Genomic DNA, 20184 nt, shown 5'->3' on the forward strand with positions numbered 1-20184 from the left:
GTTCGGCCGTCCCCGTCGCCACCCGTCACTCCTACGCACGCGCGCGGACGGTCCTGACCGCCGGCGCATGACAGCCGACGGCGGCCCGGTCTCCTGGAGACCGGGCCGCCCTGTTCTCCAGGTTCCCTGGAGCTGTTTCAGCGAGTGGTTAGAACGCGAGCTCCCGCCAGGTGGGGACCTCCGCCGCGGTCAGGGCCTTGGGGAGGATGGCGATCCGGTCCACCGCACCGGACAGCCGCTGGCCACCGCCCTGGTCGGCGGCGAACTGGAGCGGCCTGGTGGCGCATCCGGTGATGCCGTTGGACGACACCTGGCCGCCGCCGATCCGGGCGCCGTCGACGTACACGGTGATCTTCCCGTCCTTGGCGAGCGTGATCACCAGGTCGAGGTAGCGCCCGGTGGGGAGGGTGGCATCCGTGGTGACGTTCATGTCCGCGCCGATGAACCGCACCTGGTTGCCCGGAGTGAGGTCGATGAGCACACCGTCGTTGCCGGGGTTGCCCGAGGGCTGGGAGTCGAACAGCCGCCGGTAGCCGCTCCCGGCCACCTTGACCTCCGCCGCGAAGGTGGCCTCCCGGAGGTAGCCCAGCATCGTCGGGGCGCTCCTCAGGTAGTTCGACCCGTTCAGCACCAGGCCGCTGCCGCTGGGTGCCGAAGCGTCGTACTCCGCGGTTCCGACGACCGTGGCGTCCCGGCCGCTGCCGGAGCGGTCGGCGACGGCCGTACCGGACGCCGGGTCCCAGGCGACCAGTGCCCGATCGGCGGGCGGCACCGCGCACGGGGTGACGGCCGCCGCGGCCGAACCCGAGGCGGACCAGTTGTTCGCGCTGAGTACGGCGTCGATCCGGGCCGACCGGGTGACACCGTCACCCTGTCCGGCGGTGACGTCGAAGGACACGGTGCGGGTCTGGCCCGGGGGTACCGCGGGCAGCTTCACCGAGGCCGGGCCGGCGGTCCAGCCCTTGGGCAACCGGAGCGCCAGGGTCGCGGCGGGGACGGCGCGCTTCTGCGTGGCCGCGACGGTCACCTCGACCGGCACGGTGGCGCCGAAGCCGATCTCGGCGGGCGCCGCGACCGCGACCTCGACCTCGTTGTAGATGGTGTACGTCTTGCCCGCCCGGGCGTTCCAGGAGAGTGTGTCGCCGTCCCGGTGCGGGCCGACCTCGTGTCCCTGCTCGTCGTAGACGCGGTAGCGGCCGGCGATGGCGGCGGAGCGTACTTTGATCTGGCCGGTCTTCCCGGGGTGCAGGGTGATCGTGCGGGCCGCGCCACCGGACCACGCCACGTCCACGGTCACGTCGCCGCGGGCGCGCAGGCCGGTGACCGAGCCGGATTTCCACACCGCGGGCAGTGCGGGAAGCACGTCGATGGTGTCGTGCTGGCTCTGGAGCAGCATCTCCGCGATACCGGATGTGGCGCCGAAGTTCCCATCGATCTGGAACGGCGGGTGGGTGTCCCACAGGTTCTGCAGCGTGGACGTCTTCAGCTGCTCACTGAGCATCTTGTGAGCGTGGTCGCCGTCGAGCAGCCGCGCCCAGAAGTTGATCTTCCAGGCCTTGCTCCAGCCGGTGCCGCCGTCGCCGCGCGCGGTCAGCGAGATCTTGGCGGCCTCGGCCTCCGGGCTGCCCGCGACGATCTGCCTGCCCGGATGCAACGCGAACAGGTGCGAGACGTGCCGGTGGTCGTCGGTCCTGGAGTCCCAGTCGTTCTTCCACTCCTGCAACTGCCCCCACGAGCCGATCCGCAGGCCGGGGTCGAGCTTCGCCAGCGCGGCGCCTACCTCCGCCTGGAACGCCTTGTCGACGCCGAGCTTCTTGGCCGCCTCCACCGCGTTGGTGAAGACGTCGAAGACGATCTGCTGGGACATCGACGCGCCCGCGGAGAAGTCGCCGTGCTCGGGGGAGTAGCTGGGGGAGACCACGAGCTTGCCGTCGCGGGGGTCGGTGTGCAGGAAGTCCAGCCAGAACTCGGCCGCCCCCTTGAGCACCGGGTAGGCGGTGTCGCGCAAGTAGGCGACGTCGCCGCTGAAGCGGTAGTGGTCGTACATCTGCTGGGTGAGCCACGCCGCGGCCTCGGGGAACCAGAAGGAGCTGGCCCAGTCGTGCAGACCGGTGAACCCGAAGGGGTTGGTCTCATTGTTGACCACCCAGCCGCGCGCCCCGTAGATGTCCTTCGCGGTCTTGGCGCCTGGGGCGACCATGGCCTTGACGTAGTCGTCGTAAGGGGCGGTGGTCTCGGCCAGGTTGGTCTGTTCGGCCAGCCAGTAGTTCATCTGCAGGTTGATGTTGACGTGGTAGTCGGCCGACCAGGGCGGGCTCGTGGAGTTGTTCCACACGCCCTGCAGGTTGGCCGGCAGCGAGCCGTCACGCGAGGAGGCGATCAGCAGGTAGCGGCCGTAGGCGAAGAACAGCGCCTCCAGCGCCCGGTCATCGGTGGACGACCCGCCGGTGTAGGCGCGCAGTAGCCGGTCGGTGGGCACCTGCGGGGTGCTCTGGCCCAGGTCCAGCCGTACGCGGTCGAACAGTTGCCGGTAGTCGGCGACGTGCGCCCGCTTGAGCTGGTCGAAGCTCTTCCCGGCCGCCTGGTCCACGGCCCGGGTCACCTTGTCGTGCGGGCCTGCGCCCCGGTAGGTGGGATAGGTATCGGCGTAGTCGGTGCCCGCCGAGAGCACGAACGTCGCGCTGTCGGCGTCGGTGACGGTGATCCGGTCGGTCCCGTCGGTACGGCTGCCGCCGTCGGTGATCACCTGGATCTGCGACTCGAACTTCATGCCGTTGTCGGCGAGCGCGCCCCGGATGGTGAGCCGTCCGTTCGCGACCGAGACCTGCTTGTCCGAGCGCGGCGAGGAGGTCCGCAGGGTGAAGGAGACCTTGCCGCCCTGGTCGGCCGAGACCTTGCCGACGATGACGCCGCCGGGATCACTGGCGAAGTACTCCCGGTTGTAGGTCACCCCGTCCGCCGTGTAGCGCACCCGGGCGGTGGCGTCGCGCAGGTCGAGCTCCCTGCGGTATCCGGTCGGGTTGGCCGGCGCGCCTGGGACGTCCAGCCACAGGTCGCCGAAGGTCTGGTAGGAGCCGAACCCGCTCTTGGGCTGGCCGAGCTTGGCGGCCACCGCTTCCGGCGACACCTTGCCGTCGCGGTCGATCTGGGCCTGTACGTCGGCTATCGCGTTCGGCCGCGGGCTCGTCCAGTTGCCTGAGTTGTAGCCGCCGCGGGATCCGGGGCCACCGGTCCACAGCGACTTCTCGTTGAACTGGATCTGCTCTGTGCCGACGCCACCAAAGATCATCGCACCGAGCACGCCGTTGCCGATCGGAAGCGCCTGCGTCTCCCAGTCGGTCGCCGGCTTGTCGTACCAGAGAGTCAGGTCATCGGATGTCGCCGGAGAAGCTGATGGCGTGTCCGGGTCGGCGAGCGCGGAACCTTGGATGGCCAACGTCGTGGCCAGCATCAATGCGGAAACGACAGCGGCGCCGAAGCGCTTTCTCGGGGGGCGGGTCAAGAGACCTCCGTTTCACGGGAACCGTACAGATCAACGGAATAACACCGAAATCTCTGCGTAACAAGGTCTACTCATCCGATGTTTGCGCGGTTGTTATCGATGCCTACTGTGCAGATCCAGCCGCTCGCTGGCTGTAGGGCGAGGCGGTGCCATCATCTTCGTCCCGTGAAGATCCGATGCATCGAACGCCAAACGCGCGTACGCTGGAGGACAAAAGCGGCAATCACGGAGCTATCATCTCTACCGATCGGATGATCGTACGGCCTGGGAGTGTGAACCCGGAAGGTGCCCCACCCTAGTAAGACATCCGATGTATGGGGCCATGAGAAGGCCGAGTTGACGCGTCAAACGCTCAAGCGCCGGATGTGCGGCCGCCGGAGTCCCGGGGTCGGCCGCTGCCTGTACGGACTCGTGCGAAGCGTCATACGATGCGGTTCATGCCGAATGTGGGGCCCGTGGAGCTGTTGATCCTGATCATTCTGGTGGCGGCGATCGTGGCGGGCGTGATCATGATCAGCCGAAAGGGACGCGCACCGTCCGTCCCGCTGATGAGGCCGGCAACGCCCCAGGATCTGCACCGCGTCGTCACACAGTTGACGCTCCAGAGGCGCAAGATCGAGGCGATCAAGGAACTGCGCCAGTACACCGGGCTCGACCTGGGGAGCGCCAAGGCCGTCGTCGACGCCGTGGCCATGGGTCAGGACATGTGGAGTCATCCCGCCATGGCGCGGTTCAGGCCCATCGAGGACGCGGCCCCGCCGCGCGCCGCCGGTCCCGACCTGGCCACCCGCGTACGCGAACTCAAGCTCGCCGGCCGCGAGGAGCAGGCGGTCCACCTGGTGCGCGGCGAGACCGGCATGGGCTCCCGGGAGGCCCAGCTCTTCGTCGACAGCATCTGACCAACAGGCGGCCCGTCTTCCGTCGACGGACCGGCGGGGTCAGCGAGCGGAACCACTCCCGGGCTCGAGCTCATTGCTGTTCGCTTGATGCGCGCCTGTGGCCGCGCCGCCCCGGATACCTTCGGTGATCTCCCGTGCCCCTGTAAGAACTCGGGCGATTCGCCCACTTCCTTGGTGACAGTGCACTTAGGGAAGGGAGGGCGCATGAGCGAGCCTGGTCCTCGGGACCGGTTCACCGTGTTGTACAGCTCCTGCTATTCGCGCGTTCACGCGTACGCGGTGAGCTGTGCGGGACGGCAGCTCGCGGAGGAGGTGGCGAGTGAGACGTTCTGCGTCGCGTGGCGGCGGATCGACGACGTGCCTGATGATGCGCTCCCGTGGTTGCTCGGCGTCGCCCGCAACGTGCTGCGCGAGTCGTATCGCGCGGAGGCTCGGCGGCGGTCGCTGGAGAACGAGCTGTCGGCCTGGGTCTCGGCGGAGGAGCTGACGACGGGCGACGTCGCCGAGTCGGTCACCGAAAGGGCGGCCGTCCTGCGGGGGCTCGCCGCGCTCTCGGATGGTGATCGTGAACTGCTCACGCTGGTCGCCTGGCACGGGCTGCGGGCCGCGGACGCGGCGAAGGTCGTCGGCTGCTCCACCGCCACGTTCTTCGTCCGCCTGCACCGCGCCCGGCGCAGGCTGGAGCGTGCGATGGCCGCGGAGCCCGACGCCATCACCTTGCCCTCCGCATCGCTGGCATCAACAAAATCGCTGGCATCAACAAAGGAGTCAGTCCGGTGAAGAAGACGGATGTGCTGAAGTCGCTCGCCGATGTCCGCCCCGCCTCGCTCGACCCGGCGGGCGACCCGGAAAGGCTCGACCGGATCATCGCCGCCGCGAGCACGCGGCCGTCCACGGTCCCGGTCGTCCCTCGTCGCCGCCGCGTCAATCTGGCGTGGGGCGCGGGAGTGGTGGCGGCGGGGCTCGCGGTGGCCGTGACCCTGGTGTCCGGCAGCGCCGGCGACCGGTCGGCCGAGCCCGCCGCGCGGGGCCTGTTGCTCGCCGCCGCGGAGCAGACCATGGACGCGCCGGCCACCGCCGGCCGGTACTGGCATACCCGGGGTGTGAACTCGGGCGGTCTGCTGCCGGACGGGCGAACCTCCCATGGCGTCTGCCGAGACGAGACGTGGGTGGCGAGGTCGCCCAGCGATCCCAGCTGGTGGATGGTCAACTCCTGGACCCGCGTGGACGCCGTCGAGGGCGCCCCACCGCCCAAGAAGGGCGAGTTCAGCTCGGACCAGGCTCATTTCACCTGCGCCCGCGGCAATCGAGCGATAGACGATCAAACAGGAAAGACACCTTACTTCGGGCGGTTGAACCACTTCGCCGAGCCGGGGTCGAGCTGGCCCAATGTCAACGGCAAGGCGGTCTCCGTCGCCGACATCGAGCGGCTGCCGACCGAGCCGGCGGCGCTGAGAGAGGTTCTGGCCCAGTGGCAGGGTCCTGGCACGATCAGCGACAAGAGACGGAACGAGATCCTCTTCGGGCAGGCGGCCGAACTGCTGCTCGAACTGCCCGCCCCCTCCGGCGTCAGGGCGGCGCTGTTCCGGCTGATGGCCGACCTTCCCGAGGTCCGTTCCCTCGGCGGCGTACGCGACCCGCTGGGCCGTGACGCGGTGGGGGTCGCGCTCCGGAGCTGCGAGCCCGGCTACGGCACCGAGTCGCAGGTCCTGTTCGACAAGAACACCGGCCGCCTGCTGTCGGTCGGCACATCGGTCGGCGAGCAGGGCTGCGCGGAGCTTCGACCGGCCGGTTGGAGCGCCGTTCTGGACTCCGGCTGGACCGACGAACTTCCGAACGTGCCGGCGGACCACGCCTGACCGTCACAGGTGTACGACCATCCCCTGCCGGGCTACGGAGATCTCGGCGTCGAAAGCCGTCAGGGCCGCGGCCAGCGCCTCCGCCGGCGGGGTGTCCGGCCACAGGTGGGTGAGCATGAGGTGCCCGGCTCCCGCGGCGGTGGCGACCTGGGCGGCCTGGAGCGCGCTCGACAGATAGGGGGCATCCTCGACCGGAACGGTCTCGGGGTAGGTGGCCTCGGCCAGATAGAGGTCGGCGTTCCGCGCCAGCTCGTACAGGTGAGGGCTGGGGCCGGTGTCCCCCGTGTAGGCGATGGACGTCCGGCCGGCGGTCACTCGCAGGCCCGCGTTGGGCACGTGATGGGGCAGCAGCCAGGTGTCCACGTGGAAGGGCCCCACCTCCAACGGTGAACCGGCCGCGAACTCGCGCAGCTCGTACGAGCCGGCCAGCATGCCGGGGCGGTCCAGGGCGAGGACCGCGTCGAGCGCGCCGGGCAACGTGTGGACGGGCAGCGCGGGCGGCGGGTCGTCGGCCAGCGCGCGGGCGCGCAGCAGCGGGTTCAGGTCGGCGCAGTGGTCGGGGTGGCCGTGGCTGACCAGCACGGCGTCCAGACCGGCGGCGGGTACGAGCTCCAGCAACCGGGGCAGCGTGGCGTACCCGGGGTCGACCAGCAGCCGGAAGCCGTCGTGTTCGATCAGGTAGCCGCTGCATGCCTGCCCCGCGGCCGGCCAGGCGCCGCAACCGCCGAGGACGGTGAGGGTGATCACGGAACCATCATGCTCGATGGCGGGTCAGAGGCGGCTGGAGCGCATGGCCTTGAGCACCTTCGTGCCGTCGTCGGCCAGCAGTGCCTGGTACTCCGTGGAGTCCATCGGGCAGAGCGCCACCCTGCCCTCGGTGTCGAAGGCCAGGCCCCAGCCGTACTTCTTCGGCAGCGGCGAGGCGCGCAGGCAGGCCTGTGACCTGGAGAAGAACTCGTCGCGCAGCCTGGCGATCTCTTGCTCCGAGGCGTCCGGCAGGTTCTGGCGCCGGAACCAGGACTCGAACAGCACGTCTTCCTGCGTGTAGACGTACGGGCTGCCGGCCAGCAGCTCGTACTGCACCACGGCGATGGTCTTTCCGGCGCCTCGGCTCTGGGGGACCACGCTCTCGGTGACGGGGGAGTCGTCGGCCACCGCTATGAGGGTCTGGTAGTAGTTCAGGTCCACGGAGGCGACCCCCAGGGTGTTTCGGTCTTTTGTGCCGTTGTGTACGGAGCCTATCCGGCGACACTCGGCGGAAGCGCCGCTTGGGCTTTCTTTCGTGGTCAGGTCCAGATCCGGGCACGCTGCCCGGAGCCGAACGTGGTTCGCAGGCCGGGGTCCAGGGCACTTGGGAGTGGGGTAGGTGGGTACGTAGGGGAGGAGATCATGGTCGGGGGGGCCGATGCTCGGGTTGCCTGATGGGGTGCGGGGGTGTCTGTTCGACATGGACGGTGTGCTCACGCGCACCGCGACGGTGCACGCCGCCGCGTGGAAGTCCATGTTCGACGAGTTCCTGCGGGCAAGGGCCGAGCGCACGGGGGAGCCGTTCGTGCCGTTCGACGCCACGGCCGACTACGACCGCTACGTCGACGGGAAACAGCGCCTGGACGGGACGAGGAGCTTCCTGGCCTCGCGGGGCATCATCCTGCCCGAGGGGTCGCCGGAGGACGAGCCCGGCGCGCCGACCGTGTACGGGCTGAGCAACCGCAAGAACGCGCTGGTGAAAGCCATCATGGACAGGGACGGCGTGCAGGTGTACCAGGGGTCCGTGCGGTACGTGAAGGCCGTGCGGGACGCGGGGTTGCACAGAGCGGTCGTGTCGTCGAGCGCCAACACGGCGAGGGTGCTGGCCGCCGCCGGCATCGCCGACCTGTTCGAGGCGCGCGTCGACGGCGTGGTGGCCCGTGAGCGGCACCTCGCCGGCAAGCCCGCGCCGGACATGTATCTCGCGGGCGCGGAGGCGCTCGGGATCGAGCCCTCGGAGGCGGCGGTGTTCGAGGACGCGCTGGCGGGCGTGGCGGCCGGCCGCGCGGGGAGGTTCGCGTTCGTCGTCGGCGTCGACCGGGTGGGGCAGGCGGACGCGCTGCGCGAGCACGGCGCCGACATCGTGGTCACCGACCTCACCGAGCTGCTGGAACCTGGATGATCCAGCATCCGGCGTTCACGGTCGAGCCCTGGGCGGTGCGGGAGAGCAGCCTCGATCTGAATCTTCTGGCGCAGACCGAGTCGGTGTTCGCGCTGTCCAACGGGCATATCGGTCTGCGCGCCAACCTGGACGAGGGCGAGCCGTACGGGCAGCCCGGCACTTACCTCAACTCGGTGTACGAGCTGAGGCCGCTGCCGCACGCCGAGGCGGGGTACGGGGACCCCGAGTCCGGGCAGACGGTGGTGAACGTCACCAACGGCAAGCTGATCCGGCTGCTGGTCGACGACGAGCCGTTCGACGTGCGGTACGGCACGCTGCACGAGCATGAGCGGGTCCTCGACCTGCGCGCGGGCACCCTGACCCGCAAGGTCCACTGGAGCTCCCCGACCGGGGCCGAGGTGCGCGTCACCTCCACGCGACTGGTGTCGTTCACCCATCGGGCGGTGGCCGCGATCCTGTACGAGGTCGAGCCCGTCGACCGGTCGCTCGGTGTGGTCGTGCAGTCGGAGCTGGTGGCCAACGAGACCGTGGAGTACACGGGCGGCGACCCGCGCGCCGCCGCGGCCCTTACGTCGCCGCTGGTCCTGGAGGAGAACTTCCCGGCGAGCGCCGGAGTGGCGATCATGGTCCACTCCACCCGCGCCAGCCGCCTCCGGGTGGCCGCCGCCATGTGCCACGACGTCGACGGTCCCGAGGGCACGCTGATCGAGGCCCAGGGCAGTGGCGACGTCAGCCGCGTGACGGTCGCCACCCGGCTGAAGCCGGGCGAGCGGCTGCGGCTGGTCAAGTACTTCGCGTACGGCTGGTCGGCCAAGCGCTCCCGGCCCGCCATGCACGACCAGGTCGTCGCCGCGCTGGCCGCCGCCCGGCTGGTCGGCTGGGACGGCCTGCTGGCCGACCAGCGGCGGTTCCTCGACAAGTTCTGGGACGGCGCCGACGTGGAGGTCGAGGGGGACCCCGAGGTGCAGCAGGCCGTCCGCTTCGGGCTGTTCCACCTGGTGCAGGCCTCCGCGCGTCTGGAGAACCGCCCCATTCCCGGCAAGGGACTGACCGGGAACGGCTACGACGGTCACGCCTTCTGGGACACCGAGATGTTCGTGTTGCCGGTGCTCACCTACACGCACCCCCGGGCCGCCGCCGACGCGCTGTCGTGGCGGAAGTCGATCCTCCCGAAGGCGAAGGATCGCGCCGTCCAGCTCGGGCTGGGCGGAGCGGCCTTCCCCTGGCGGACGATCAACGGCGAGGAGTGTTCCGGTTACTGGCCGGCCGGAACCGCCGCGTTCCACATCAACGCCGACATCGCCGACGCGGTCGTACGGTACGTCGACGCCACCGAGGACACGCGGTTCGAGCGCGACACCGGCCTGCCGCTGCTTGTCGAGACGGCCCGGCTGTGGTGCGCCCTCGGCCACCACGACGCCGACGGGCGGTTCCGCATCGACGGCGTCACCGGCCCCGACGAGTACAGCGCCGTCGCCGACAACAACGTGTACACCAACCTGCTGGCCCAGCAGAACCTGCGCGAGGCGGCCGAGACCGCCACCCGTCACCTCGACCGGGCGCAGGAGCTCGGGGTCACCCTGGAGGAGGCGGCCACGTGGCGGGACGCGGCTATCGCGATGTACGTGCCCTATGACGAGCGGCTCGGCGTGCATCCCCAGAGCGAGGGCTTCACCAGCCACGCGGTCTGGGACCTCGCCGCCATCAGGCCGGATCAGTACCCCCTGATGCTGCACTTCCCCTATTTCGACCTCTACCGCAAGCAGGTGGTCAAGCAGGCCGACCTGGTGCTGGCGATACAGCTGCGCGGCGACGCGTTCACGCCCGAGCAGAAGGCCCGCGACTTCGCGTACTACGAGGCGCTGACCGTCCGCGACTCGTCGCTTTCCGCCTGCACCCAGGCGGTGGTCGCCGCCGAGGTGGGGCACATCCAGCTCGCCTACCGCTACCTCGGCGAGGCGGCGCTGATGGATCTGGACGACCTGGAGAAGAACACCGTCGACGGGATCCACCTGGCCGCGCTGGCCGGGGCGTGGATCGCCCTGGTGGCCGGCTTCGGCGGGATGCGCTCGGGCCAGGGGCGGATGTGCTTCGCCCCGAAGCTGCCCTCGGGCATCACGCGGCTGGCCTTCCGGCTGCGCTACCACGGCCGCCTGCTGCGGGTCGGCATCACGCCCCGCTCGGCGACCTACCGGCTCCTGGAAGGTCCGCCGCTGACGCTGACCCACTACGGCAAGGAGCTCTCGGTCGACGGGCGGGCGGTCACCCGTCGGGTCCCTGAGGTCCCGGTGCCCGAGCTGACGATCCGCCAGCCGCCCGGCCGTGAGCCCGCCCCCCGCCGTCCGGGCCGAAAGCCGCGCCCGCCCGGGACGATTGCGTGAAGAATCTACCTACCAGACCGTGCCAGTGACCGGAGGAACCACCGATGCCCACCGTCCCACTCCGTGACCGTGCCTCGTGGAAGGCCCTTGAGCAGCACCACGCCGAGACCGGCGGTCGCCACCTGCGCGAGCTGTTCGCCGAGGACCCGGAGCGTGGTGAGCGCATGTGCGCGGAAGCGGCCGGGCTGTATCTCGACTACTCGAAGAACCGCGTCACCGACGAGACGCTGCGCCTGCTCGTGGAGCTCGCCCGGGAGTCCGGGCTGGAGGAGCGCAGGGACATGATGTTCAGGGGCGAGCCGATCAACACCTCCGAGGGCAGGTCGGTGCTCCACGTCGCGCTGCGGATGCCGAAGGGCTCCTCGCTGGTCGTGGACGGCACGGACGTCGTCGCCGAGGTGCACGAGGTCCTCGACCGGATGGCCGACTTCGCCGGGCGCGTCCGCTCGGGCCAGTGGAAGGGCTACACCGGCAAACCCATCAAGAACATCGTCAACATCGGCATCGGCGGCTCGGACCTCGGGCCGGTCATGGCGTACGAGGCGCTGCGCCACTACGGCAGGCGTGACCTGACGTTCAGGTTCGTGTCGAACGTCGACTCCACCGACTTCGTGGAGGCGACCCACGACCTGTTCGCCGACGAGACGCTGTTCATCGTCTCCTCCAAGACCTTCGGCACGCTGGAGACCCTCGCCAACGCCCACTCGGCACGCGACTGGGTGATCGGCCAGCTGGGCACCGACGAGGCGATCGCCCGGCACTTCGTCGCGGTGTCCACCAACGCCGACCGCGTCGCGGAGTTCGGCATCGACACGGCCAACATGTTCGGCTTCTGGGACTGGGTGGGTGGCCGCTACTCGATGGACTCCGCCATCGGGTTGTCGACCATGCTCGCCATCGGGCCCGAGCACTTCCGCGAGATGCTGGCGGGCTTCCACGAGATGGACGAGCACTTCCGCACGGCGCCGCTCGCCGAGAACCTGCCGGTGATCATGGGCCTGCTCGCCGTGTGGTACGTCAACTTCTTCAAGGCGCAGAGCATCGGCGTCTTGCCGTACGAGCAGTATCTGAAGCGCTTCCCCGCCTACCTCCAGCAGCTCACGATGGAGTCGAACGGCAAGCACGTGACCCGCGACGGTCACGAGGTCGACTACGACACCGGGCCGGTCTACTGGGGCGAGCCGGGCACCAACGGCCAGCACAGCTTCTACCAGCTCATCCACCAGGGCACGAGGCTGATCCCCGTCGACCTGATCGGGTTCGGCAAGAGCCTCAACCCGCTGCGCGACCACCACGACCTGCTGTCGGCCAACGTCTTCGCCCAGGCGCAGGCCCTGGCCTTCGGCAGGACCGAGGAGGAGATCCGCGCCGAGGGCACCGCCCCCGACGTCGCCCCCCACCGGGTCATGCAGGGCAACCGTCCCACGAACGTGCTGCTCGCCGAGCGGCTCACGCCACACCTGCTCGGCGTGCTCGTGGCCCTGTACGAGCACAGCGTGTTCACCCAGGGCACGATCTGGGGCATCGACTCCTTCGACCAGTGGGGAGTCGAGCTGGGCAAGGTGCTCGCGGGCCAGATCGCCCCGGAGCTGGTGAGCGACGCCGAGCCCGAGCTCGCCCACGACTCCTCCACCAACGCGCTGATCCGCCGCTACCGGAGCCTTAAAGAGAGTTAGTGCTGTTGGCTCGTTCGTCACGGCTGGGCGCGTTCCGCGGCGATGACCAGGACCAGGCCCAGGACCGCCAGGCTCAGGTTCGCGTAGAGCTCGTACCCCGTCAGGAGGTCCACGCGGGGGATCACGACGCGGTTGAAGAAGTTGAGGATCACGCCGAAGAAGGGCTGGACGGCGAGGTGGTCGATCGTTCCGCTGATGCCTTCGAGGACCAGGAACAGGCCCAGGAGCTGGAGGGGCTGGCGCATGGTCCAACGCTAGGGGTCGGGGCCGCCCCGGCGGATCGGCCACAGGTATGTCCCCGCCCGACCGACGTAAGGCCCCGGAGCGCCAGGACCGACCGAAGCATCGACGTTCGGATGTCACGGCCGGCCGAAGCATCGACGTTCGGATGTCACGGCCGGCCGAAGCATCGACGTTCGGACACCACCGCCGACCGAAGCATCGGCCGCCGCGACTTAGGTATCGCTCGCCGTTCAGGCCCGTGAGTCCGGGCCGCCGGATCGGTAGCCTCGGGAGAGTGGATCCCCCCGCGAGCAGTCCGTACCGGCGCAGCCGCCGCGACTGGGTCGTCGACACCGTCCTGTTCCTGCTCGCGGTCGTCTACGGGGTCGTGACGTCCGCCACGCGTCTGGACGCGTCCTCGCTGCCGGTCCCGAAGTGGCTGTTCAATCTCGACCAGCTCTCCGGGGTGCTGGGCTGCGCCGCGCTGTGGCTGCGCCGCCGCCACCCGGTCGGGCTCGCCGTCGCGCTGGCGGCCGTATCGGCGTTCTCGGAGCTGGTGGCCGGTGCGACGGTGGTGGCGCTGTTCACGGTCGCGGTGCACCGGCGCCCGCGGACCACGGCGGCCGTCTCCGTTCTGAGCGTCCTGGCCACGGTCGTCTACGTCGTGGTGCGTCCCGAGCCGGATACATCCGCGCTGCTGCTGTTCACGCTGGGCATCGCCATCTACGGCGCCGCGGTCGGCTGGGGCCTGTTCATCCACAACCGGCGCAGGCTCGTGCTGTCGCTGCGCGACCGGGCCGTCCGCGCCGAGACCGAGGCCCGGCTGCGCGCGGAGCAGGCCCAGCACCATGCCCGCGAGGCGATCGCCAGGGAGATGCACGACGTGCTCGGCCACCGGCTGTCGTTGCTCAGCGTGCACGCCGGCGCGCTGGAGTTCCGCCCCGACGCCCCCGCCGAGGACATCGCCCGCGCCGCCAAGGTGATCCGCGAGAGCGCCCACCAGGCGTTGCAGGATCTGCGTGAGGTCATCGGCGTCCTGCGCGCGCCGGTCGGCGAGCTTCCCCAGCCCACCCTCGCCGACATCAGGCAGCTCGCCGCCGAGTCCGTACGGGCCGGGATGCGGGTGGACCTGCGCGAGGAGACCGGCGGCACCGTCCCCGACGGGGTGGGCCGCACCGCGTACCGCATCGTGCAGGAGGCTCTCACCAACGCCCGCAAGCACGCCCCGGGGGCCGAGGTCAGCGTGCGGGTGACGGGGGAGCCGGGCCGGGGCCTGACCGTCGAGGTCCGCAACACCAACCCCACTCCGCCCCCCGCCGACGCCCCCGCCATCGCGCCCGTCCCGGACCCCGTTCCGGGCTCCGGACCCGCGTCCATGGCGAACGCCTGGTCCGGGCAAGGGCTGGTCGGGCTGGCGGAGCGCGTCGCCCTGGCGAGCGGGCGCCTGGAGCACGGGCCCACCACCGCGGGTGGCTGGTCGCTGTCGGCCTGGTTACCCTGGCCGGCATGACCCCATCGGAGGCCCCGACGGTCGGCGTGCTCATCGTCGACGACGACCCGCTCGTGCGCGCCGGGCTGGCGATGATGCTGGGCGGGGCCCCGGACCTCCGCGTGGTCGCCGAGGCCGGTGACGGCACCGAGGTGATTCCCCTGGTCGACCGGCACGCACCCGAGGTGGTCCTGATGGACGTCCGGATGCCCGTGATGGACGGGCTGGCCGCGACCGAGGCCCTGCGGGCCCGCCGCCACGCGCCCGAGGTCATCGTGCTGACGACCTTCGACGCCGACGAGCACGTCCTGCGTGCCCTGCGCGCGGGGGCCGCCGGTTTCCTCCTCAAGGACACCCCGCCGGACGAGATCGTGGACGCGGTGCGCCGGGTGGCACGGGGCAACCCGGTGCTGTCTCCGGCGGTGACCCGGCGCCTCATCGCCCGGGTCGCCGAGTCGGGTCACGACCGGCGCCGCGCCCACGCCAGGGGCCGCATCGCGCTGTTGAACGGCCGCGAGCGCGAGGTCGCCGTCGCCGTCGGCCATGGCCGGTCGAACGCCCAGATCGGGGCCGTGCTGCACCTCAGCGTCCCTACGGTGAAGACGCACGTCTCCAGCATCCTCACCAAGCTCGACCTGAACAACCGCGTCCAGATCGCGCTCCTCGTGCACGACGCGGGCCTGCTCGACGACCACGAGCCGGGGTGAGGTGTCCTAGCCGGGCGGCCCGGTGACGCGGTAGCCCACGCCGGGCGTGGTCGTGATGACCGGCGGGTCGCCGAGCTTGCGACGCAGGCGGCCGATGGTGACGGCGACGGTGTTGGTGAACGGGTCGGCGTGTTCGTCCCACACCTGTTCGAGCAGGTCCTCGGTGCTGAGGAAGGCGGGGGCGGCGCGCAGGAGGGCTTCGAGGAGGGCGAACTCCTTGACCGACAGGTCGAGCCCGCGGCCGTCGCGGGTGGCGGTGCGGCGCAGGGGGTCGAGCTCGATGCCCGCCGCGCGCAGGGTGCGGGGGCGGGCGAAGGGCCGGCGGCGGGCCAGGGACCTGATGCGCACGACCAGCTCGGGGAAGTGGAAGGGCTTGGCGAGGTAGTCGTCGGCCCCCAGGGTCAGGCCGCTGACCCGGTCGCCGGGCGAGCCGGCCGCGGTCAGCATCAGGACCATGACGCGGTCGTCCCGTTCGATGATCATCTGGCAGAGGGTGTCGCCGTGGATTCCCGGCAGGTCGCGGTCGAGGACGACCACGTCGTAGGCGTTGAGGTCGAGCTTGGCCGCGGCCTCCAGGCCGTCGTGCGCCACGTCCACGGCCATGCCCTGATCGCGCAGCCCCTCGGCCAGGACGGCCGCCAGGGAGCGCGCGTCCTCGACCACCAGCACCCTCACGCCGGGACACCCGCCCGCGTGCCGACCAAGGGCAGGGAGATGGCGACCCGGAGGCCGCCCTCGCGCCGGGCATCCAGATCGAGGCTGCCGCCGTGCGCTGTGGCGATGGCCGCGACGATCGAAAGGCCCAGCCCCGAGCCGGTGTCGGAGCCGGTGCGGTCGGCGCCGAGCCGCTGGAACGGCTGGGCCAGCCGCGCGAGCTGCTCCTGGTCGAGAACTCGCCCGCCCGTCTCCACGACGAGCCGCGCCGTCGCGCCGTCGGCCGTGGCGGCGACCCGGATCCACCCGCCGTCGTGGTTGTGGGTGATCGCGTTGTCGATCACGTTGTCGACCAGACGGGACAGGAGCGTGCGGCTTCCCTGCGTCCAGGCGGCGTCATGGACCTCGCCGTCGTTGACGGTCAGGTTCCTGTCCCTGATGTCGGCGGCCCGGGCGTCCAGGGCGGCGGACACCACGCGGCCGAGCGAGATCGTCGCGCGGTCGGACAGGGCGCCGTGCTGGGTGCGGGCGAGCGTGAGGAAACCTTCCAGAAGCCGGTCGACCTGGTCCAGTTCGGTGCGGAGCCGGTCCGCGAGCGCGAGCGTCTGCGCCGGTACGGGATCGGGCTTGGCGACGGCCACGTCCAGCGACGCCCGCATGGTCGCCAGCGGGGTGCGCAGTTCGTGGGAGGCGTTGGCGACGAACCGGCGCTGCGCGGCGAAGGAGCCTTCCAGGCGCTCCAGCAGGCCGTCGATGGTGTCGGCGAGGTCCTTCACCTCGTCGGCGGGGCCGGGCACGGCCAGCCGCTCGTGCAGGTTGTCGGCGGAGATCCGCCGCGTGGCCGCGGTGATCGTCCGCAACGGGCGCAGCACCCGGCCCGCGACGACCCGGCCCAGCACGACCGACACCACGGCCATCAGGGCGAGCGCCAGCACCGAGCCGATCAGGAGCTGGCGCGACTGGTCCGTGCGCACCTCCGACAGCTGAGCCTGGAGCAGGCGGATGTGCTCCTGGGCTGCCGCGAGCGTGGACTGCTGGACCGGCTGGTTCGGGGCGCCGACTGTGACCCTCGACGACCCGAGGGCCAGGAGGTTGGTCACGGCCAGCAGCCCGACGCCGGACAGGAGGAACAGGGCGCCGTACAGGGCGGTGAAGCGCAGCCGTACGGTGCGGCCCGGCAGCGCCAGGCGTCGCGGATTCCTCATCAGCCATCTCCAGTTACGTGCGGACCCCCAGGATGCCGCCCCTGACCTAACAACGACATGACGGCCTCCGTTCGGCCCACGTTATGGCCGTGTCCGTAGAACCGAACGCATGGATGCGATCATCGAAGTCGACGGCCTGCGCAAACGCTTCGGGCCGACCGTGGCACTGGACGGGATGTCCTTCACCGTGAGGCCCGGGCATGTCACCGGCTTTGTCGGCCCTAACGGCGCCGGCAAATCCACCACGATGCGGGTGATCCTCGGCCTGGACGCGGCCGACGAGGGCAGCGCGCTGGTCGGCGGACGGCCGTACCGGAGCCTGCGTTTCCCGCTGCGCCACGTCGGCGCGCTGCTGGACGCCGCGGCGCTGCAGCCGAGCCGCACCGCCCGCGACCATCTGCTGTGGCTGGCCCACTCGCAGGGACTGGGCGTCAAGCGGGTCGACGAGGTGGCCGAGCAGGTCGGGCTGCGGGAAGTGATCCGGAGGAAGGCGGGCGGCTACTCCCTGGGCATGCGGCAGCGGCTCGGGATCGCCGCGGCGCTGCTCGGCGACCCGCCGGTGCTCATGCTGGATGAGCCGTCCAACGGCCTCGATCCCGAGGGCATCGTGTGGATGCGCGGCTTCCTGCGGTCGCTGGCCGCGGAGGGCCGCGCCGTGCTGGTGTCCAGCCACCTGATGAGCGAGCTCGAGGACACCGCCGGCCATCTGGTGGTGGTGGGCCGGGGCCGGGTCGTCGCGGACACCAACGTGGCCGATCTGATAGCGGCCGCGTCCCGCGACCGGGTCACGCTGCGCACCTCGGCGGAGTCGGAGGCCATGACCGCGCTGGCGCACGCCGGTGCGGACGTGGCCGCCACCGGCCGCGACACTCTCACCGTCTCCGGCCTGGCGGCCGAGCGCATCGTGGCCGTCCTCAGCGAGAACGCGGTGCCGTTCTCCGAGGTATCGGCGCATCGCGCGACGCTTGAGGAGGCCTACATGGCCCTCACCCGGGACGCGGTCGAGTTCCGCGCCGCCACGGGGGCAGCCGCGGGACGGGAGGCGGCGCGATGACCACCGGCACAGTCACGCCGTACCGTTCGGGCCTGTGGACCGGGCGCGACGGGTTCACGCAACTGCTGCGCGCGGAGTGGACGAAGTTCCGGACGGTCCGCGGCTGGATGATCGGCATGGTGGTCGCGGCGCTGGTCATCGTGCTGCTCGGGCTGTTCAGCGCGGCAGGCAACCACTCGTCTTGCAGCAAGGGCCCTGTTGAGGTCGCCTGCCCCGCTCCTCCGGTGGGACCGGACGGCGAAGCGGTGAACGACCAGTTCTACTTCGTGCACCAGTCGCTGACCGGGAACGGCAGCATCACCGTCCGCACGACCTCGATGACCGGCCGGATCAAACAGCCCCCGCCTCCCGGCACTATCGGTCCCGGTCCCGCGCCCGTCCCCGGCCTCGTGCCGTGGGCGAAGGCCGGCATCATGATCAAGGAGAGCACGAAGCAGGGCGCGCCCTACGCGGCGGTGATGGTCACCCCTGCCCACGGCGTGCGGATGCAGTACAACTTCACGCAGGATATGGCGGGCCGTCCGGGTTCGGTATCGGGGAAATCGCCGCGCTGGCTACGGCTCGTCCGCTCCGGTGACACGATCAACGGCTACGACTCGACCGACGGCACGAACTGGTCCAAGGTCGGTACGGCTCGGCTGGCCGGGCTGCCGACCACGGTGCGGATCGGGCTCTTTGCCGCGTCCCCGGGCGATGTGACGGTGAAGCAGGGTGTCATCGCCGGCAGCATCGTGCAAGCACGCTTCAGCGAGGCCACCGCCGTCTTGGACAATGTCAGCCTGCAGGGCACGGTGTCTCGCGGCGCTTGGAGCCGTGACGATGTGGGAGTCAGCTTCGAGCTCGATGGGGTCACCCCCCACCACCCGGGCGGCGCCGTCGAGTCCGGCGGCACGTTCACCGTGACCGGGACCGGCGACATCGGGCCGCTCGGGGATGACGGAAGGATCGAGTTCACCCTCACCGGCGTGATCATCGCGCTGACCCTGGTGATCGTCCTGGCGGTGATGTTCATAACCGCCGAATACCGGCGCGGCCTGATCCGTACCACCCTGCTCGCCAACCCGCGGCGCGGCCGGGTGTTGATGGCGAAGGCCGTCGTGATCGGAACGGTTACCTTCATCGCCGGGCTGGCCGCAGTCATGGTCACGGTCACGTTCGGCACGCGGATCCTGCGTGCCAACGGCAACTACATCCTCCCGGTTTCTCTGTTCACCGAGGTTCGCGTCATCGTGGGCGTCGCAGCGCTGCTCGCCGTCGCCGCGGTCTTCGCCCTCGCCCTTGGCGCCTTGTTCCGGCGCGGCGTCGCGGCCGTCATCACCGCCATCGTGCTGATCATCCTGCCCCACGTCCTCGCGACCACCTCCCTCCTGCCCGACGGCGCGGCGCAGTGGCTGCTTCGGCTGACCCCGGCCGCCGGCTTCGCCATCCAGCAGAGCATCCCGCAGTACGCGCACGTGATCGGCCACTATGTCCCGCAGGCGGGCTACTACCCGCTGCCGCCGTGGGCCGGCTTCGCCGTGCTGTGCGGTTACACCGCACTCATCCTCGGCCTGGCCGTCTTCCAGTTGCGCCGGAGAGACGCATGAGACGAGAACTGCATGCGGAGTGGACCAAACTGCGCACCACGAGAGGCACTGGCGGGCTGCTTCTCGGGATCATCACGCTGACCCTCGCCGTAAGTGCCGCGGCGGCCGCCACCGTGTCCTGCCCGCAGGCGGGCTGTGCCTACGACGCCACCAGGATCAGCCTCTTCGGAGTCCAGGTGGGCCAGGCGATCGTCGCCGTCCTGGCCGTGGTGGCGATCACCGGCGAGTACGGCACCGGCATGATCCGCACCACCCTGACCGCGATGCCGCGCCGGGCAGCCGTCCTGGCCGCCAAGGCGGCCGTTCTCACCGGCCTGACGCTCGCCGCGGGCACCCTCGCCGTGCTCGCGTCCGTGCTGGCCGGGCGGCTCATCCTGCCCGGCAACGGCTTCACCCCCGCCCACGGTCAACCGCTGATGTCCCTGGCCGACGGCTCCACGCTCCGGGCGGCCGCCGGATCGGTCCTCTACCTCGCGCTGATCGCCCTGCTGAGCCTCGGCGTCGCGGCCGCCGTGCGGGACTCCGCGGCGGCCATCGGGGTCGTGCTCGGCCTGCTCTATCTCTTCCCGATCATCATCCTCATGGTCTCCGATCAGGACTGGCAGCGGTTCCTCTGGCAGATCTCGCCGATGAACGCCGGGCTCGCCATCCAGGCCACCACCCAACTCTCCAGCCTGCCCCTCAGCCCATGGGCCGGGCTGGGCGTGCTCGCCATCTGGTCCGCGGCGGCGCTCACAGCCGGCGGCCTCCTGCTCCGGCGCCGCGACGCGTGATCGGTGGCTCCGGTGGCGCGACGCATGA

At 70.7% G+C, this 20184-nt stretch carries 17 protein-coding genes; 11 read left to right on the forward strand and 6 right to left on the reverse strand.

From position 1 onward, the window contains the following. Window positions 1-148: 148 nt before the first annotated feature. Window positions 149-3502 (reverse strand): glycosyl hydrolase family 95 catalytic domain-containing protein, encoded by a 3354-nt coding sequence (locus ACOZ38_RS04270; RefSeq protein WP_424528902.1) that lies wholly within the window; start codon window positions 3500-3502, stop codon window positions 149-151. Window positions 3503-3939: 437 nt separating this feature from the next. Here ACOZ38_RS04270 and ACOZ38_RS04275 point away from each other — a divergent pair, with 437 nt between their 5' ends. The 3 genes from ACOZ38_RS04275 (at window position 3940) to ACOZ38_RS04285 (ending at window position 6260) form a co-directional block, all read left to right on the forward strand. Further along, a complete protein-coding gene (locus ACOZ38_RS04275; protein ID WP_424528903.1) occupies window positions 3940-4401 on the forward strand; it encodes a hypothetical protein in 462 nt (153 codons plus the stop codon). A 204-nt stretch (window positions 4402-4605) separates the two neighbouring features. Continuing rightward, complete coding sequence (locus ACOZ38_RS04280; protein WP_424528904.1) at window positions 4606-5181, forward strand: RNA polymerase sigma factor; 576 nt, start codon at window positions 4606-4608, stop codon at window positions 5179-5181. After that, complete coding sequence (locus tag ACOZ38_RS04285) at window positions 5178-6260, forward strand: CU044_5270 family protein (RefSeq protein ID WP_424528905.1); 1083 nt, start codon at window positions 5178-5180, stop codon at window positions 6258-6260. The genes ACOZ38_RS04280 and ACOZ38_RS04285 overlap by 4 nt, the downstream gene beginning before the upstream one ends. A 3-nt stretch (window positions 6261-6263) precedes the next feature. Here the strand turns inward: ACOZ38_RS04285 and ACOZ38_RS04290 are convergent, their stop codons facing one another. Then, a complete protein-coding gene (locus ACOZ38_RS04290; protein WP_405144123.1) occupies window positions 6264-7007 on the reverse strand; it encodes an MBL fold metallo-hydrolase in 744 nt (247 codons plus the stop codon). A 24-nt stretch (window positions 7008-7031) separates the two neighbouring features. Beyond that, window positions 7032-7448, reverse strand: a complete 417-nt coding sequence (locus ACOZ38_RS04295; protein ID WP_424528906.1) for a DUF6157 family protein — start codon at window positions 7446-7448, stop codon at window positions 7032-7034. Between the two features lie 217 nt (window positions 7449-7665). On the opposite strand from ACOZ38_RS04295, the gene ACOZ38_RS04300 reads away from it, so the two are divergent. From ACOZ38_RS04300 to pgi, 3 genes are read left to right on the forward strand one after another with little or no spacing between them, the layout of a single operon-like run. Continuing rightward, window positions 7666-8409, forward strand: coding sequence for a beta-phosphoglucomutase family hydrolase (locus tag ACOZ38_RS04300; protein ID WP_424528907.1), 744 nt, complete (start codon window positions 7666-7668; stop codon window positions 8407-8409). Then, window positions 8406-10790, forward strand: coding sequence for a glycoside hydrolase family 65 protein (locus ACOZ38_RS04305; RefSeq protein ID WP_424528908.1), 2385 nt, complete (start codon window positions 8406-8408; stop codon window positions 10788-10790). The genes ACOZ38_RS04300 and ACOZ38_RS04305 overlap by 4 nt, the downstream gene beginning before the upstream one ends. A 44-nt stretch (window positions 10791-10834) precedes the next feature. Next, entirely contained in the window at window positions 10835-12466 is a 1632-nt protein-coding gene (gene pgi / locus ACOZ38_RS04310; protein ID WP_424528909.1) for a glucose-6-phosphate isomerase, read from the forward strand. A 17-nt stretch (window positions 12467-12483) separates the two neighbouring features. Here pgi and ACOZ38_RS04315 read toward each other — a convergent pair whose 3' ends face one another. Beyond that, entirely contained in the window at window positions 12484-12711 is a 228-nt protein-coding gene (locus tag ACOZ38_RS04315) for a hypothetical protein (RefSeq protein ID WP_405144153.1), read from the reverse strand. A 272-nt stretch (window positions 12712-12983) separates the two neighbouring features. Here ACOZ38_RS04315 and ACOZ38_RS04320 point away from each other — a divergent pair, with 272 nt between their 5' ends. Both ACOZ38_RS04320 and ACOZ38_RS04325 read left to right on the forward strand, forming a co-directional pair. Further along, window positions 12984-14198 (forward strand): sensor histidine kinase, encoded by a 1215-nt coding sequence (locus ACOZ38_RS04320; RefSeq protein ID WP_424528910.1) that lies wholly within the window; start codon window positions 12984-12986, stop codon window positions 14196-14198. Then, window positions 14195-14884, forward strand: a complete 690-nt coding sequence (locus ACOZ38_RS04325) for a response regulator (protein WP_424528911.1) — start codon at window positions 14195-14197, stop codon at window positions 14882-14884. The genes ACOZ38_RS04320 and ACOZ38_RS04325 overlap by 4 nt, the downstream gene beginning before the upstream one ends. A 6-nt stretch (window positions 14885-14890) precedes the next feature. On the opposite strand, the gene ACOZ38_RS04330 is transcribed toward ACOZ38_RS04325, so the two are convergent. Further along, on the reverse strand, window positions 14891-15559 hold the full coding sequence (locus ACOZ38_RS04330) for a response regulator transcription factor (protein ID WP_424528912.1): 669 nt from the start codon (window positions 15557-15559) through the stop codon (window positions 14891-14893). Beyond that, window positions 15556-16743, reverse strand: a complete 1188-nt coding sequence (locus ACOZ38_RS04335) for a sensor histidine kinase (RefSeq protein WP_424528913.1) — start codon at window positions 16741-16743, stop codon at window positions 15556-15558. Before ACOZ38_RS04335 ends, ACOZ38_RS04330 begins: the two co-directional genes overlap by 4 nt. A 109-nt stretch (window positions 16744-16852) precedes the next feature. Between ACOZ38_RS04335 and ACOZ38_RS04340 the strand changes: the two genes are divergently transcribed. From ACOZ38_RS04340 to ACOZ38_RS04350, 3 genes are read left to right on the forward strand one after another with little or no spacing between them, the layout of a single operon-like run. Continuing rightward, window positions 16853-17797 (forward strand): ATP-binding cassette domain-containing protein, encoded by a 945-nt coding sequence (locus ACOZ38_RS04340; protein ID WP_424528914.1) that lies wholly within the window; start codon window positions 16853-16855, stop codon window positions 17795-17797. Beyond that, the gene (locus ACOZ38_RS04345; protein WP_424528915.1) at window positions 17794-19383 is read left to right on the forward strand and encodes an ABC transporter permease subunit; all 1590 of its coding nucleotides are present in this window, start codon (window positions 17794-17796) and stop codon (window positions 19381-19383) included. Before ACOZ38_RS04340 ends, ACOZ38_RS04345 begins: the two co-directional genes overlap by 4 nt. Continuing rightward, window positions 19380-20156, forward strand: a complete 777-nt coding sequence (locus tag ACOZ38_RS04350; RefSeq protein ID WP_424528916.1) for an ABC transporter permease — start codon at window positions 19380-19382, stop codon at window positions 20154-20156. The genes ACOZ38_RS04345 and ACOZ38_RS04350 overlap by 4 nt, the downstream gene beginning before the upstream one ends. The last annotated feature ends 28 nt before the right edge of the window (window positions 20157-20184 follow it).

It is taken from the genome of Sphaerisporangium viridialbum, assembly GCF_049674955.1.
In the GTDB taxonomy this organism is placed as follows: domain Bacteria; phylum Actinomycetota; class Actinomycetes; order Streptosporangiales; family Streptosporangiaceae; genus Sphaerisporangium; species Sphaerisporangium viridialbum.